Origin of the sequence: Longimicrobium sp. (assembly GCA_036389135.1) — a bacterium.
Classification (GTDB): domain Bacteria; phylum Gemmatimonadota; class Gemmatimonadetes; order Longimicrobiales; family Longimicrobiaceae; genus Longimicrobium.
The window spans coordinates 60,460-76,547 of record DASVQP010000124.1 but is presented as its reverse complement, the minus strand read 5'-3'; the positions used below and the strand labels follow the sequence as shown (position 1 = coordinate 76,547).

The window sequence follows — 16,088 nt, the reverse complement described above, 5'->3', positions numbered from 1 at the left end:
CCACTCTCGAACATTCAAGATGACTCTCCCGTCCTCAGATAGAGGGGCAGCGAAGGTATTCAGGTAATCTGCCGCCGGCTTACGGGGAATCGTGGTCAACAGACTGTGAATTTCACAAGGCCGACCTCATCACCTCTCGATGTGAATCGACTTCGCCATAAAGAGTACCCATGGTCCAGATGAAACTCACGGCGCTGATGTAGGCTTGGGTGAGAGAAACGAATAGTTCCGCCTCGTGTGCAGGGTGAATGGTTGGATTCCATTTCCGTATTACGATTGAAGCAAGCAACACGAGCGAACACACGAGGAACACAGGCACGAGGCTCTTGTAGAGCCCTTCTTGTATTTTGTCCTTCTTTTTAGCTGCGAAAACCGCTAGCGATCTCGTAACCAGACAGCGATCAACGATTGTTCCTTCTATCCCGTTGATAAAATCGACCCCTACTTTGCTCGACAATCCTGCCCTCTTTACTGAAAACGCTTCTGCCTCGCGGATTAGTCGTGCGTGCTTCTCAGAGATCTGTTGGGCGAGAGTAAGTGATGCCCAAGGCAAAGGAACCACAGTAAGTGACAACAAAAAGCAGAGTTGAAACACGTTGAACACACCAGAAAAATTTAACTCTGGGATTCCCTCCTTAGTAGCTTTCGCGACAACAGCGCTAAGGGCAACGCGAACCAGAAGGTTGACTAAGATCGGCACTCTCATGCTGGTGATCTCCCGCGTAGGAACAGATAACTGAACAGTGCGGCAATCAGCCCTAACAGAGGGGTAAGATTGATGATCGCATCAGGTGCCAGCGAAAACGGAACAATGCGCCTCACAGCTTGAAGTGGTAGCGTGTTCCAGAAGAATGCAGCGATAGCAAATGGTACGATTACGAAGAGCAACCCGAGAGCGATGGATAACAAACCCGCTGAGTGGTTAGTGACTGAAGCGGCTTCCGAACTGTGGACGAGCTTAGCCAAGACCACTGGGGCGAGGGTGACTGCCGCGCCATACATCACGAACTGGAACTGAAAAACGATTGCTGCCGACTCAAAGTATCTGAGGCCGTAGTAGAGTGTGGAGAACGTCGCGACCATCGCTAAGCACACCGCGATCACGTTCCGTTTCGCCCAATCAAGTACGTCGCGTTCCACGAGTGACCGCGTAGTTGCGTCGGTTTTAGGGTCCTGATAAATCGCCGCTTCCCGGCGTTTGAACATATCGAGAGAAAGGGTCTGCATGGCCGCAACCACATAGCTCCCGGAACTAGACAGGGTGAGCGAAAGGAACCCAAAGACAACTATCCCCAAAACGAGCCCTGTTAGCGGGCCCAAGTTTTGGAATGCTTTCGCGAAAGCGAATTGAATAAGTTCGTCATCAGCAAGTTGGCTGTTCATAACTTTGAGCATTACACCAAGCCACACTCCCGCAAACGCGGGCACTATTAACTGAACTGATGCCGAGAAAAGCAGGCCGACTTGAACCCCACGGAAGCGCGATGTGGGCAGATCTCTATTGGCGGCAAGCGACTGCCAATTCGCCATATCCACAAAGTTGAAGAAAAACGCGAATACGGAGACGCCGAGGACGAAATGCCATGGCGGAGAGGAAAACTGCGCCTGTGTTGTGAATGCCGACCAGTTGCCGTTAATTTCAACGAAGCTTGGCATCAGCATAATTATCAACAAACCGAGTGCAATGGTGCCGAGGATATTTTGATACCGATCAGTGACGATACTCGCGTAGTACCCCCCTGACGTGCAGTAAGCGGCCACAAAGACAGCGATGAGAAATGCGATTATAAGCTCCATATACTGAATTCCAAATGCTACTGATAACAAATGCGCAGAATAGAACATTTCGAATCCACTGTTAAGAACGTAGCCGGTCAGTGTTGCGCCAGCTGCCACGAGCGCGGCGCGCGCACCAAAGTGGTGACTGATAAACCCGTGGACAGTCCCGAACTGGCTCGCCCGAACGTACTTGCGGAACAAAAGAGCGAGACAACCCACAGAGAACACCCATGGGAGTTGGAGGAGGAAGATCCAGGGGCCAAAATAGTACCCAAGAAATGCGAAGTACCATATAGCGTTCGCAAAGGAAAAGCCCAGCCCCCAGCTGTTATGAGCCGTCAAAGTACGACCGACCCTGCCTCCAGCGAGAAAAAACGTCTCGAATGTATCCGACCCGATGCGCCGTCGCGCAGACCACTTCAGGTGCCAATACACGATGATCCCGACACTCACGGTGATCACTGCGACGATATACCCCAAGTGGGTCGAATTCACATTTTCTCCAGTGGGCTAGCCGGCGCCATGAAATTGGTCAAAAAGGACAGATCGGCAGTTCAGCGAAGACGATGACTGGGTTGCCGATCACGAGGTACATCGGTGGCGAAGGTAATCGTCATCCCACTGGGTGTAAAGAGTGTCGTATCAGGCATGCCGGCTGAGACTGCAGTGTGTGGGACACGCCAGTTGATCCTCCGATCACCTGCCGATTTTCCTGCTAGTCGAAACTCGTGGGCGTCCATGTTGTTCCGCGTCCTCCGGGGCCCAGGCCGGAACAGGCGGCGACTTCGGTCGCGTACGAACAGAGTTCACATCGCCGAGACCTGGAAATGGCTGGGTTCTTGCTCGTGCGCCTCTTCGCGACATACTGGCCCGGCCCCGCGCGCCGCGTCAACCAGCCCATCCCAACGTCCGGTGATCCATGGTCCAGGTTTCGACGACACCCCCCTCGGAACGCTATCCGGGGCGCCCCCCCGAGGGACGCGTCGTCGTCTTCGCGCCCACCCGCGCCGCCTGCGAGACCATCGAGCTGGGCGTGCAGCTCACCGGCGTCGAGACCATCATCAACCGCGAGCACGGCGGCGAGATCCGCGAGCTGGCGGCGGCCGGCTCAGGCTTCGGCATCGTCGCGGGCACGGGCACGGGGAAGACGCTCGCCATCCGCCCCATCGCGGAGGCGGTCGTGGGGCCCGATCTGCGCGTGGGCGTCGTCAACCGCGAGCGCGAAGCCACGCCCGAGACGCCGACCTGGAACGTCGTCATCGTCACGACGGGGATCGCGCGGCGCTGGCTGCAGGACAACCTGATCGATCGCAACGACATCGTGGTGGTCGATGAGATCCACCAGACCTCGGCCGAGCTGGAGCTGTGCCTGGCGCTCGCCAAGCGCGCCGGGTGCCGCTTCGTCTGGCTCTCCGCCACCGTCGATCCCACGTTCTACAAGGAGTACCTCAGCTCGGCCGCCGTCATTGAAAGCTCCGCCTTCGATCCCGGGCGCGCGGCCACGGTGCGCGTTTCCAACACGCTGAACCCCGGCGCCTTCCTGGGTGACCGCTTCATGCGGCACGTGCGCAAGGAGAAGCGCGGAGTCGCCGTCTTCGTGCCCACGCGCGCGGGGACGGAGCAGGTGGTGAAGGCGGTGGCGGAGCGGTATCCGGAGATGCTCACCGAGTTCTACCACGGCGGCGAGCCGGTCGCGAAGCTGCGCCCGTTCCTGGAAGGCGAGGGAGCGCCGCATCCCTTCATCCTCTCCATGACCGCCGCCGGACAGTCCGCGCTCAACATCCGCGGGCTGGACACGGTGGTCATCGAGGACGCGCAGTTCACCACGCTGGTCGAAAAGGGCCGCAGCGTGCTGACGCGCAAGCCGCTGGGGAACAACGAGATCCTGCAGATGGCGGGGCGCGTGCACGGGCGCGTGGAGAACGGCGAGGTGTGGATCCTGAGCGAGCGCGAGATCGACTTCGGCTCGCTCCGCCCCACCGCGCCCAACTTCCAGCTCGCCGGCGACCCCGAGCGTGTGGCGATGACCTGCGCCGACATGGGCGTGCGCGCCGACGAGCTGGACCTTCCGGTCCCCCTGGACCGCATCGCCTACCGCCGCGCGGTGGAGACGCTCACCAAGCGCGGCCTCATCGCCAACAACCGCCTCACCGACTACGGCCGCAAAGTCGAAGTCCTGCCCGTGGACCGCCCCTGGGGCGAGCTGCTGGTGCAGGCGGAGGAGCGGATGGTGCCGCTGGTGGCCGCGATGGCCTCCATCGACTCGCTGCACCGCATGCTCCGCCAGCAGGACAACGACATCAGCCGGTACATCGTCCCCGGCAGCGACCACCTGACGGCGTACCGCATCTACCAGGACGCGCTGGTCACCTGCGGCACGCTGGGGCACGTTTACGGCCTTCCGCGGCACGTCTTCGACGAGGAGGCGCTGGCCGCGTGGGCGGACGAGCGGGGCGTGCTGGTGAGGTCGATCGAGGACGCGGCGCTCGCCATCGCCTCCATCTTCCGCTCGCTGGACCTGGAGCTCCCGCGCAACCTTCCGCCGCTCGGCCGCGAGCTGGAGCGCGAGTGGCAGGAGCTGCTGGCCAGGGTGATGCCCTTCTCGCTGGTGATCGACGAGGAGACGTCGTGGGGCGAGGAGGTGCGCGTCGGCAAGACGAGCGTGTGCGGCACCTGGGGGCCGGTGGCGGGGGAGATCAACTTCTTCGCGGACCGCATGGGGAAGGCGCGCGGCTCCATCGCGGGGACGCAGCTGCCGTACAAGCTGCTGGTGAAGCACGCCGCGCGCGAGGAGCCGGAAGTCGTCTACGACGCCGCGCACCGCCGCCACCCGCTGCGGCTGCGCAGCTCGGTGGAGTACCACGGCTTCGTCCTGGACTCCGACGACCAGCCGATCGACCGCTTCCCCGAGGGAATGGAGGATGCCTGCCGCCGAGCCCTGGCGGAGGCGGTCGTCAGCGGCGAGGCGTTCCACCGCGACGCCGCCGCCAACCGCGAGGCGCTGCGCCACCTGCGGCAGGTGCATCGCAAGTCGGGCGGCAAGGCGGGGATCAGCGAAGAAACGATGGCGCAGACGATCGCCGCGCAGCTCGCCGGCGTCGGCTCGTACGCCGACTTCCTGGAGACGCCGCTGCGCATCGAGGCCGACTCGCTGGTGGACCCGGCCGAGCGCGAGCGCTGGATGTCGCTTCCCGACCACGTCTACCTGGAAGGGCGCGAGTACCCGCTGGACTACGCCTTCGAGGACGGCGAGCCGGTGGTGCGCGCCCGCATTCCAGCCAAGCTCCTCAACTACATCGACGACGAGGACGTCCCCGAGTTCGACCGCCCGCTCCACTGGACGGTCACCCGCGGCAAGCGCGACGCCATCCGCGCCGCCACCCTTGAGGAAGCGCGCGAGGCGATGCTCCGCGAGCGCCCCGAGGACCCACCCCACCGCCCCAAGCGCGGCGGCGCCGAGCGCGCCCCCGGCCGAGGCCGCGGGCAGGGCCGGGGACGAGGCCACGCCAGCAGCGACCGCGGCCCCCGCTCCGAGAGCGGCGGCGGTGGCGAGGAGGAAGGAAGCCGCCGCCGAGGCCAGCGCCACAAGGGCCGCGGCGGCGCCCCCGCCCGCACCGGCGGCGCTCGCAAGGGCCGCAAAGGCGGGCGGCGGCGGGATTGAAGGTGCCGGGCGAGTGAACTCGCGGCAACAACAGCACAAAGTCCGCCTGCGCGGACTCCGGGTCCATTTCCGCGTTTCACGAGCCGGCTTCAGCCGGCTTCCCGTAGTTGCAGCCGGGGGATTCATTTCATTTCATCCCCCGGCTGCGGCGCCGATGCCCGCCACCGGCGCCGGCCGGGCCGCCACACACCACCACGAAAAAGGGGCCGGCGCAATGCCGGCCCCTTTGGTCGTGCCCGCAGCCGGTCAGGACACGGCGAGCGAAGCAGGCACCTGAACGGCAGGAGCCTCACGCCTCTGTACCCGCGCGCTCAGCCGTCGCCCGTAGTCGCGCATGGGGCGCTCCACCAGGCGCATCATCACCTCCGCGGCGGCGAGCGACAGCGCCACGGTGAGGACAAAGGTGGCGAGCTGGGCGGCAGCCCCGTCCTGCTGCGGCGGGATCACCTTCTCCACGACGTTCCGCACGAGCAGGTGAAGCAGGTACACACCATACGACAACGTACCGACCTTGGTGAGCGGCTTCACCGAGAGCGCGTCGCGGATGCGCCCCTCCGTCGTCACCACGCCGGCCAGGAATACGGCCACCACCAGGGCATAGGACGGACGCACGGCCGAGAAGCCCGCCGCCACGGCGATGTGGATCGCGAGCCATGCCAGCGCCAGCCCGCCCACGACCGCGGGACGGCTGAGCACCCGCACGCGCTCGAAGCTCCGCTGCTCCTGGAGCAGGAGCGCCACCAGGCATCCCGCCAGGATGGCGCCGTACGGAAACACGAACTCGCCGGCGGGGTGGATCGCCGTCGCCGCGGAGCAGAGCAAGGCTCCCGCGAGCGCCACCCATGGACGCGCGTAAGCGCGCCCGCGCAGGAGCACGAACGCCAGGAAGGGCCACACCACGTAGAACTTCTCTTCGATCCCCAGCGACCAGCTGTGAAAGAAGGGGTACGAAGTGCTCGGCAGGGTGAAGAACGGCACCTCCTGGAAGTAGAACAGGTACGCCGGAAGCCAGGTGACGAAATGCTCCCGCCGCTCCGGCGTAAAGCCGAGAACCAGCAGGAGGATGGCATACAGCCCCAGGGTGAGGTAGTACGCGGGGAAGAGGCGAAAGCTGCGCCGGATGAAGAACGCCCGCACGTCCAGCCGGCCCCGGGTCTCCTCTTCGCGCAACGCGAGCGTGGTGATCAGGAAGCCGGAGATCACAAAGAATGCGTCGACGCCCAGGTACCCGGCGAAGTGGCGCCAGACCTCCCCCGGCATGTGCGCGAACAGGACGCCCAGGATCGCGAGCGCGCGAAGGCCGTCCAGCTCAGCGAAGTGAGCGCGGGCCCGATACTGTTTGTAGTTCATCGGCTCGGCGGGCGGGTACGTCTTACAACGGAGGGCAGGAAATTACGCTAATGCTGCACCCGGTGCACCGCAACGCCTTTGATGCCTCCGCTGCGCTCCGCACCCAGAACACACAGAGCGAAGGACGGGCACAGAGCCCCTCCAGTCGTTCTTTCAGTTCGCTCTGTGGCTCTGTGTGAGACCATCTGTTCGATTGCTGCGGCGTCGCCGAACAGCGCGGACCGTGCGGTGGACCTCAATCGAACATGTCCCACGCCGCCCCCAGGTCCTGCTTCGAGAACACCCGGAACGCCGTCAGCGTGTTGGTGCGCTCGATTCCCTGCACCTGCGCGATCTCTTCGGTGACGATCTCGGCGATGCGCTGGTACTCGGCGACGCGCACGATGGCGATCAGGTCCCAGTCGCCCGAGACGGAGTAGACCTCGGCGACGCCGTCGATGCCGGCGATGCGCCGGGCGAGGGCGGGAACGTCGCCGGGAACGGCGCGGATCAGGACCACGGCGGCAACCATGCGGATCTCCGTAGGTTCGGGTTCACTGGGCGGGCGCCGCCACCGGGTCAACCGGCGCGGCGCTGCGGCGCGGGAGGAGCCAGATGCCGGCGCCGAGCAGCACGGGCGCCACCAGCAACGGGAGCGTGGCCGGGCGTTCGCCGTTCAGCAGGAATCGGCGCACCTCGGGCTGCCAGAGGATCAGCACGACGACGCCGTTGTTGACGAAGTGCATCAGCATGCTCGCGAATATCGAGCGGCCGTGCCACACCACGAGTCCCATCAGCACCCCGATCCACGCCGTCGGCAGAAAGCGGATCGCCGTCTCCTGCGACAGGTGGAAGGCGCCGAAGATCAGGGCCGAGACCGCCACCGCGCGTACCATCGGCACCTCGCGACCGAGCGACTGCAGGAGAACGCCGCGGAAGACCAGCTCCTCGCACACGGCCGGCGTGAGCGCCACCAGCACGAGCAGCCAGAGCGCGCGCCGCGCGTCGGTCGCCGTCACCAGCTTCTCCAGCCCGCTGAGCGCGGCAGCGGCGTCGGGGAAGAACTGGAGCTGGAGCCATCCGATCAGCCACCCCAGCGGAATCCCCCCGAGCGCGATCAGCAGCGCCGCCGCCAGCGTACGCCCGCTCGGCCGGCGCAGGGCCAGGGTGCGGCGCGCGTCGTACGGCCCCAGCGTGGCGAAGGCGATGGCGGGGAGCGCCAGGAGGAGAATCTCCGAGAGGAGCAGCCCCCGCTCACCAAGGTTGCCCAGCAGCGCGGCGCCCAGATGGAAGTAGAGGAGCGCCAGCACCGCCACGAAGGCGAAGCCCTCGGCCGGCAGGGGGATGCCCCGCGCCGCGCCGCGCCACTGCTTCATCCGTTCCCTCCACCGGCGCGGCGCCGTCCCCGGCCCGGCGCCGAACAGCACGTCCTCGCGCCCGAACGCGCGCGCCGCGAAGACGAGCGCCAGCCCCGCGTACGCCATCGACGCCCCGAACGCGATCAGCGCCGGCCCCAGCCGCGCCGTTCCCGACATCAGGTCGCGGAAGAGGATCGCCACTCCGGCGACCGGCAGCGCCGCGATCAGCGGGCTCGCCTCGATGCCGGGGAGCCCCACCAGCATCACGGGGATGATGACGGCGAGCTGCACCGGCGTGAGCGCGTTCTGCGCCTCCTTGAACGATTGCGACCGTACCGCGATGCCCAGAAAGAGCGCGGCGAAGAGGACCGCCAGCGGCACCAGGCCGATCAGCACCAGCAACGCCGAGCCCCACGGCAGCGAGAACTGGAGGTTGGCCGCCTTGCCGAAGCGGAACACGCCCGACTGGAAGGTCAGCAGCATGCTCAGCAGATTGACCACCGCCGCCGTCATCCCCAGCAGCGCGACCGCCAGGAACTTCCCCGTGACGATCTCGCGCGGGGGAACGGGCGCGGTCAGGAGCGTCTCCAGCGTGCCGCGCTCCTTTTCGCCCGCGGCCATGTCGATGGCGGGGTAGAAGGCGCCCAGCAGCGTCATCAGCACCAGGATCCCCGGTAGGAAGCGGCCCAGCGCGTACCCCCCCGCCTCCTGCGCCGTCGCCACCGACGAGTCCGCCACCGCCAGCGGCGCGGCGAACCCCGCTGGGAGCCCGCGCGCCTCCAGCCGCCTCGCCAGCAGCGTGTCGCCCCACGCGCCCAGCCGATCGGCCACCATCTGCCCCGCGCGGCGTGAGAGGTCGTCCGATTCGTCGAAGAGCACGCGGACGGTGCGCGTGGCCTCCGCGTGCGGCGCGGGCTCCACCACGACCGCGGCCTGCACCCGTCCCGCGCGCACCGCGGCCCCCGTGGCGTCGGCGGCGGGAACGACGCGGAGCAGGGTGTCGCGCGCCAGGAACTCCCTCACGTCCTCGCCCCCGGCGATGGCGACGGTGGGGGCGCGCTCCTCGAGCTGCCGCTGGCCGAAGAGGGCAAGCTGCTCCAGCGCGACGAAGAGCGCCGGGTACAGCAGGGTGGGGATGACGAGCATCATGAACAGCGTGCGGCGGTCGCGGAGCGTCTCGCGAAGCTCCTTCCGCACTACCGTCTTCACCGTGCGCAGGTTCACGCGGCCTCCCGCACGATGCGCAGAAAGGCGCGCGACAGGCTTGCCTCGCCGCTCCCCGCCACCACCTCGTCCACCGTCCCCTCCGCCACCAGCCGCCCCCCGGCGATGATCCCCACGCGGTCCGCCAGCAGCTCCACCTCGCTCATCTGGTGCGTGGAGAAGACGACGGCGCACCCCCGGTCGCGCGCATCCTCCACGAAGCGATAGATCGACTCGCCGCTCAGCACGTCCAGCCCCAGCGTGGGCTCGTCCAGCACCAGCGCGGGCGGGTCGTGCACCACGGCGCGGGCGATGGAGACGCGCTGACGCTGGCCGGTGGAGAGCTTGCCGCACAGCCGGTCCGCGAACTCCCCCAGCCCGAACGCCTCCACCACCGCCTCGATGCGCGCCAGAGCCTCCGCCGCCGGCACGCCGTGCAGGTCGGCGAAGTAGCGCAGGAGCTCGCGGGCGGTGAGGCGCGCGTACAGACCCATCGACGCCGCCAGGAAGCCGAGTCTGCGCCGCACCTCCAGCGGGTGGGTGCGCGCGTCGAACCCCGCGATGCGCGCCGTCCCCGACGACGGCTCCAGCAGCGTCGCCAGGCAGCGGAGCGCGGTGGTCTTCCCCGCCCCGTTGGCGCCCAGCAGCGCGTACACCTCGCCGCCTGGGACGCGCAGCGAAAGGTCGCGAACCGCGTGGAAGTCGCCGTACCGCTTGGTCAGCCGGTGAAGCTCGATCATCGCGCCAGGACGGATGGGAAATGGGGGGACGCGCGGAAGATACGACGCGCCCCTCGGCGCGGGCCAGTGCGGGAGGGCGGTTATGTGCTTGGAGGCAGTCCGTTCCAAACCATCTCGTGGTAGATGGCGTCCATCTCTTCCGGCGTGGGCCGGTCCGGGCGCCAGAGCCACCACCGGAGCAGCTCCGTGAGCGCCCCCGCGCAGAAGTGGCTCGCGATGGCCATCCGCTGCGGCGATTCGCCCGGGTTGAGCAGCGCGAGCCGGCCCGCGATCATCGCCTCCATGTGAGAGCGTCCCAAATCCCACAGCGCCTCGAGCTGGCCCGATGCGGCGACTGCGGCAATCGGCTCGCGGGCGTGGGCGACGTGCGCAAAGATCTCGGCCACCGGTGCCACGCGCCGCGACTCGGGCGAATCGATTTGGAGCCTCGCGGCCATCCACGCCATCACGGATTCGAAGTGGCTCAGCAGAAGGTCCTGCTTGCCGCGGAAGTGCCCGTAGAACGTGGCGCGGCCCACCCCCGCCGCATCGAGGACGTCCTGTACCGTGATCGACTCCAGGCTGCGCTCCTGCAGGAGCCGCATCAGCGCGTCGCCAAGCGCGCGGCGGGTGCGCACCACGCGCCGGTCCACGCCACGATTCCGTACAGCCGGGCCGGTGTTGTTCATGAACTCCCCTTTCGCCCTGACGCACGGGCCGAAGCAACGTAGAGTTGCACGGGTCCCCTCCTCAACCAGCAAACCGGAGACAGCCGTGCAGCGCGAAAATCTCAGCGGATGGGCACTCATCGCGGGGGCGATCGGCGGGGTGGTGACGATGGGCCTCCACCCCTCCGGCGGCGACCTGATGGCGTCGGGAGACGGAGCGGCCCACCTTGCCCGCGTCGCGCTGGCCACACACGCGCTTGGCATCGCGTCGTGCCCGGTGTCGATGGCCGGCGCCATCGGGCTCTCCCGGCAGATCGCGAACGGCCGCGCGCCATCACTCCTGCCGCTCGTCGTCTACGCGACGGCCCTGGTGGCGGCGCTGTCCGCGACGGTGAACAGCGGCTTGGTGGGTCCGAAGATCGCCCAGCGGATGATGGAGGCGCAAGGAATGAGGCTGGAGGCACTGAGCGCTCTTTTCCTTTACGTTGGCCTCGCGGGCCGGGCATTCTCGGGCGTCTTCATCGTCGCCTCGTCCGCCGCCGTGCTGCTCTGGTGCGCGCAGATCCTGGCCCGCAAGAGCTTCCCGCGCTGGCTCGGCGTGGCCGGCGCGGCGGTCAGCACGCTCACCCTCGCCGCGTACCTCTCCGGCCATGTCCGCCTGGACGTGCACGGCTTCGGCCTCCTCCTGTTCGCCCAGTCCGCCTGGTTCATCGCCGCGGGCATCGTCCTCATTCGCGGCACGCCGGAGCAGCGCCGCAAGCGGGCGTGAGCCGGGGACTAGTGCGACCCACGGGGACGTCGCTGGGTTTAAAGCGCTGGCGCATCGTGCGCGCGCAGGTGGAAGAACCGAGGATGAGGGCTGACTCGCACATTTTGACGCTTTACGCTGGTTGCCAGATCCGTCCCAGATACGAAAGATCGCGCTGGACGAGTACCTCGGGCGGGAACGCCGCTGCCGGGTTTGGTGCTGGACGTGACGGAATACACCAGTTCAATGGCGAAGAAAACGCTGTTCGACTACACGACCCACGGTTCGGGTACTGAACGAAAACTTAAGCGAACGGCATACCATGAATTATCTATTCCTTGTCCTCGCCGTCGCGCTGCACGGCGGTTCAGTCGGGACTGCGTTTCAACCGCTCTCCCCCTCGCGGCAGTCCGGCTGCCCTGCCGAGACGGCCCAGGGGCTTCGCGTGATGGAGCTGTTCACCAACACGGACCGTTACACGTCCTTCAAGAGCCAGCATCGCTTGCGCGCGAGCGACCGTATCCGTGGAGTCCAAGATGCCGCCGCGTGCCAGCGTCTGCGGGCGCTGCTCACCACACAGCCCCATGAACCGGGTGCCAGCCTCACGCCGGCGGGCATGGAGTTCTACGAGGACGCCAACTACTACTACGCGGTGCTACCGGCACCGGGCAGCCGATGCACGCCGAGCCGCGACCATGGGTGCCTTGCAACGCGCTGGCAGGCAGTCCAGGTGTTCGACCGCGAGTTCACTTTCATCGCGGGGGGGGCGGTCTAGCACTTGGCGTTTCCTTCAGGAAGTGAAAACGGAGGCACAGAGTCGTCCTCTGTGCCTCCGTTCTGTGCCTCCGCGTCTCCGCGTGAGACCCGCCGTTCCGCCTAGTTCCTCGGCGCGGCGGGCTGCTGCTGGATCAGCGCCTTGATCTCCGCGGGCGGATCGAACTGCGACGGCGCGATGGGATCGGTGCTGACCGATTTGATCGTCGTCGTGAGCTCCTGCCCCATCACCTGCGTAACGGTGCGGGTGGGCATCTTCATCCCGCCGAAGTCCTTGTAGTCCAGCATGTTCACGGTCGTCTGCATCCGTCCCATCTGCGACTCCTGCGTGGTCTGCATCTGCGACATCAGCCCGGTGGCGACGTCGAAGCAGGAGAAGACGGTGTCCTGCTGGGCCGACACCATGCGCACCCGGTAGCAGGGCTGCCCGTTTGCGGTGGAGCGCTCCATGGTCGTCATGGAGGGGAACTGAGCCGAGAGGTTGAAGCTGGCGTCGAAGTCGGCCTGCCGGGCGAGCTGCTGCAGCTCCTTGCCGTCCATGAGCTGCGCGCCGGTCATCGGATTTACGGACCAGCCGCGGGCGCCGTCGAAGCCGCTGCGCATGGAGCCCAGCCCCGGCATCTCCATGCTCATCACGAACTTGTTGGGGCGCGCGAACTTCATGTCCATCGTCATGGTGCCGGTCGGCATGGACATCTCGGCCACCACGTGGCGGAAGTTCTGCCGGGACGCCGCGCCCTTGCCGATCGCCTCCACGTACCGGTCGACGATCTGCTTGGCGGGCGGAAGGTCCTGCGCGGCGGCGCCGCGCGCGGAACCCGCGAGCACCAGCGCCGTGAGAGCCAGGGTACGGCCGAAGCTATGCTTCATGTGATTCCATCCAGGATTGCGAGTGTGCGCCCACTGCGGGCACGTGGGCCGGCGGCTGCCGGCACGGTCTGCGGGACGGCTCAGCGCGAGCCGGCACCCTTCTGTTCGTCGATCCACCTGAGCGCCGCCTCGAGCGCCGGGTCGCGCCCGGCCAGGAGCGCGGCGCGGGTGAGCGGCGCCGCCACGTCCGGCACCACGCCGGGCCCTTCCAGCCGGTAGCCGCCGGGGCCGAGGAAGTCCGCCACCGCGTGCACCAGCACGTCGCCGTTGGGGAGCTTCGTGGCCAGCGACGGCAGCGCCTGTCCCGCCGAGGGCGTTCCGAAGACGCGCGCGCGCCCCAGCTTCTGCAGCCCGCCGGCAAAGATCTCGGCGGTGCTGATGGAGAGCGCGTCGGTGAGCACCGCTACCGGCCCGGCGAAGGGGCGCACCGAAGCCCCCGCGCGGGTGGAGCGGCGCGGATTGGCCACGAACTGCAGCCGGTTCTGGCGCATGATCATGGTGCCGATGGTGTCGCGCCGCTCGGTGAAGTGCCCCGCCACTCCCATCGCCATCCCGCCCAGCCCGCCGAAGTTGCCGCGCATGTCGATCACGATGCCGTCCGCGCCGCGCAGCTCGTTCACCGCGTCGTCGATCTGCGCGGCGATCGCCGGGAACCAGTAGTTGAAGCGGATGACGCCCACCGATGCCCCGCCGGGCGCTCGCACCCGCTCGTGCTCCGCAGTCACGCGAATCGGGGGCAGGTTGCCGAACTGCGTCAACACCCCCGGCGCGGGGCGCAGCACCAGGCGCACGTTCCTCGCGCGGCCGCCCGCGTCCACGAAGCGCGCGGGGACCATCGTGCCCGCCGGGCCCATCAGCGCGGGAGCGATCGCGCTCCACCCGCGCAGCTCGCGCAGGCGCGGGTCCGTGCCGGCGGGGAGCTGCGCGAGCTTCCGCAGCACGCCGGCCGCATCCGTCCGGCCGATCCATTCCACGATCCACCCGGTGCGCACCCCGGCCTTCGCCGCCGCGCCGCCGGGGGCCACTCGCGTCACCAGGAAGTTCCCGTCCACCAGGCGAAGCTCCATCCCCGCATCGCCGTCGCCAGCCTCGCGCGTGCTCACGGTGCGCGTGAGCCCCGCCTCCACCTCGCCGGGAAGGATGTAGAAGTGCGACTGCCGCAGCCGCCCCAGCATTTCCTGGATGACGCCGCGAAGCTGTGCGTCGCTGGTGGCCGCCGCCGCGCGCGGGCGCAGCTCAGTGCGCACGGCGGGCCAGTCCACGCCGTTGAAGGTGGTGTCGTAGTGGGTGCGGTGGATCGTGGACCAGGCGGAGTCGAACGTCGCGAGCCGGGCCGCGGAGCCGGGCGCCTGCCCCTGTGCCCCCGCCGCGGCGAGGAGGGTGGCGGCCAGCGTGTAGATGATCTTCAAGGATGTCCTGTTGAATGACGCGGTCGACGTTGCCGCCTGCTCTGGGAGCTCAACGTCCGCGATCCGCCGCTACCGCCCGTACGATGTCGTCGATCCCCGGTTTCATGCGCGACGACGGCTGGCCGGAGCCGTTGGCGATGATGGCGAAGATCACCTCGCTCCCATCCGCCCGGGTCACGTACCCCGCCAGCGAGTCCACGTTGCCGATGTACCCCGTCTTCGCGCGCACCCGTCCCGGCATCTCCGTGAAGCGCGCCTGCAGCGACCCCTTGCCGGCGGACACGGGAAGCGCGTCGCGCACCATCGCCTGGCGCGGCGTGCGGCGCACGTACTCCAGCAGACGCACCAGGGCGCGCGGCGTCACCAGGTTCCCGGCAGAGAGGCCGGAGGCGTCGCGCAGCACCACATCCGCCGTGTCGATCCCCACGACGCGGGTCAGGAACTCGCGCTCCACGCGCAGCCCCGCCTCCCAGCTCCCCTCGCCGGCCACCTCGCGCGCCATCGCCTTCAGAAGCTGCTCCGCGAACCAGTTCTGGCTGCGGAGGAGGATCGGCTCGATGGCCTGCGGCAGCGGCGGGGAGCGGTGCTCCGCCAGCACCCTCGCCGTGCGCGAGGAGGAGCGCGCGGGATCGGACACCACGCGCACGGAGTCGATCGCCACCTCGATCCCGCGCCGCTCCAGCGTCTCGCGAAAGACGGTGCCGGCGTACTCGGCCGCGTCGGCCACCGCGAAGTGCTCCGTCTGCGGCGCCGTGCCGGCGGGGAAAACGCCGTACGCGCGCACGCCGTTGCCCCGGCCGCGCTCGAAGTCCAGCGTGTTGCGGGCCCCGGACTCGCCCATCGCCGCCGTGTTCTCCAGCGACACGTACGACGACTGCGGCTCCCAGGTGATGCGCGGGCGCGCGCCCGCCGCCGCGGCCTCGATGCGGAAGTCGATCGAGTTGTCGTTGAAGCCCAGCGCCGAGACGGGCGCGCCGTACCACCAGCGCGTGTCGTACGACTCCCAGTCGCCGCGCACGTGATCCGCGTCGAACCAGCTCTCGTCCGCCACCACGGCGCCCGCCACGCGCCGCACGCCGCGCGCGCGCAGCGAGTCCGCCAGCGCCTCCCACACCGCGGTGCGCGAGGGGAAGTAGCGGTCGGAGATCATCGGGTCGCCGCGGCCAAAGAGCACCAGGTCGCCCTGCAGCGTGCCGTCCTGCACCGGCCCGGTTCCGTACACCGTGGTGCGGAAGCGGAAGTCGGCCGGCAGGTGGTGCGCCGCGGCCGCGCTCACCACCAGCTTCAGGTTGGAGGCGGGGATGAAGTGCCGCTCCGCCTGCCGTTCGTACAGCACGCGCCCCGTGGCCGCGTCCTGCACCATGATCCCCCAGTGCGCCTGGCGGAGCGCCGGACGCTGCAGGATGGAGTCGATCCGCTCCGCAAGCGCAGATTGGGAGGTGGCGGCGGGGCGCGGGGGTGCTAGATTCCCGGCGGCGCGTTGCGGCGCGAGAAGTGCCACCGCCAGAACAGCCGTCGTGGCCAGCCGGCGCGGCGCGATGCAAGCGAGCAGAGAAGCAGTAGTCACGGC

13 protein-coding genes are annotated in these 16,088 nt (G+C 67.7%); 3 read left to right on the top strand and 10 right to left on the bottom strand.

Annotation, left to right across the window (positions count from 1 at the left end; all coding sequences use genetic code 11):
* Positions 1-112: 112 nt before the first annotated feature.
* Both VF584_25170 and VF584_25165 read right to left on the bottom strand, forming a co-directional pair.
* A complete protein-coding gene (locus tag VF584_25170) occupies positions 113-706 on the bottom strand; it encodes a hypothetical protein (protein HEX8213492.1) in 594 nt (197 codons plus the stop codon).
* Entirely contained in the window at positions 703-2,274 is a 1,572-nt protein-coding gene (locus VF584_25165) for a hypothetical protein (protein ID HEX8213491.1), read from the bottom strand. Before VF584_25165 ends, VF584_25170 begins: the two co-directional genes overlap by 4 nt.
* Positions 2,275-2,698: 424 nt before the next feature.
* On the opposite strand from VF584_25165, the gene VF584_25160 reads away from it, so the two are divergent.
* Positions 2,699-5,440, top strand: a complete 2,742-nt coding sequence (locus VF584_25160; GenBank protein ID HEX8213490.1) for a hypothetical protein — start codon at positions 2,699-2,701, stop codon at positions 5,438-5,440.
* A gap of 246 nt (positions 5,441-5,686) precedes the next feature.
* Here VF584_25160 and VF584_25155 read toward each other — a convergent pair whose 3' ends face one another.
* The 5 genes from VF584_25155 to VF584_25135 form a co-directional block, all read right to left on the bottom strand.
* Positions 5,687-6,790: an acyltransferase gene (locus VF584_25155; GenBank protein HEX8213489.1), complete on the bottom strand. Its 1,104-nt coding sequence runs from the start codon at positions 6,788-6,790 to the stop codon at positions 5,687-5,689.
* Positions 6,791-7,025: 235 nt separating this feature from the next.
* On the bottom strand, positions 7,026-7,301 hold the full coding sequence (locus tag VF584_25150; protein ID HEX8213488.1) for an Lrp/AsnC ligand binding domain-containing protein: 276 nt from the start codon (positions 7,299-7,301) through the stop codon (positions 7,026-7,028).
* A 22-nt stretch (positions 7,302-7,323) separates the two neighbouring features.
* Positions 7,324-9,351, bottom strand: coding sequence for an ABC transporter permease subunit/CPBP intramembrane protease (locus VF584_25145; protein HEX8213487.1), 2,028 nt, complete (start codon positions 9,349-9,351; stop codon positions 7,324-7,326).
* Entirely contained in the window at positions 9,348-10,070 is a 723-nt protein-coding gene (locus tag VF584_25140) for an ABC transporter ATP-binding protein (protein ID HEX8213486.1), read from the bottom strand. The genes VF584_25145 and VF584_25140 overlap by 4 nt, the downstream gene beginning before the upstream one ends.
* A gap of 80 nt (positions 10,071-10,150) precedes the next feature.
* A complete protein-coding gene (locus tag VF584_25135) occupies positions 10,151-10,738 on the bottom strand; it encodes a helix-turn-helix domain-containing protein (GenBank protein ID HEX8213485.1) in 588 nt (195 codons plus the stop codon).
* Positions 10,739-10,823: 85 nt separating this feature from the next.
* Here VF584_25135 and VF584_25130 point away from each other — a divergent pair, with 85 nt between their 5' ends.
* Both VF584_25130 and VF584_25125 read left to right on the top strand, forming a co-directional pair.
* Positions 10,824-11,486, top strand: coding sequence for a hypothetical protein (locus tag VF584_25130; protein ID HEX8213484.1), 663 nt, complete (start codon positions 10,824-10,826; stop codon positions 11,484-11,486).
* 301 nt (positions 11,487-11,787) lie between these two features.
* Positions 11,788-12,240: a hypothetical protein gene (locus VF584_25125; protein HEX8213483.1), complete on the top strand. Its 453-nt coding sequence runs from the start codon at positions 11,788-11,790 to the stop codon at positions 12,238-12,240.
* A gap of 101 nt (positions 12,241-12,341) precedes the next feature.
* On the opposite strand, the gene VF584_25120 is transcribed toward VF584_25125, so the two are convergent.
* The 3 genes from VF584_25120 to dacB form a co-directional block, all read right to left on the bottom strand.
* Positions 12,342-13,109, bottom strand: coding sequence for a hypothetical protein (locus tag VF584_25120; protein HEX8213482.1), 768 nt, complete (start codon positions 13,107-13,109; stop codon positions 12,342-12,344).
* Positions 13,110-13,189: 80 nt separating this feature from the next.
* Complete coding sequence (locus tag VF584_25115; protein ID HEX8213481.1) at positions 13,190-14,518, bottom strand: S41 family peptidase; 1,329 nt, start codon at positions 14,516-14,518, stop codon at positions 13,190-13,192.
* 49 nt (positions 14,519-14,567) lie between these two features.
* Positions 14,568-16,085 carry a D-alanyl-D-alanine carboxypeptidase/D-alanyl-D-alanine-endopeptidase gene (dacB, locus tag VF584_25110; protein ID HEX8213480.1) on the bottom strand — a complete coding sequence of 506 codons (1,518 nt, stop codon included), beginning with the start codon at positions 16,083-16,085 and terminating at the stop codon, positions 14,568-14,570.
* Between the last annotated feature and the right edge of the window lie 3 nt (positions 16,086-16,088).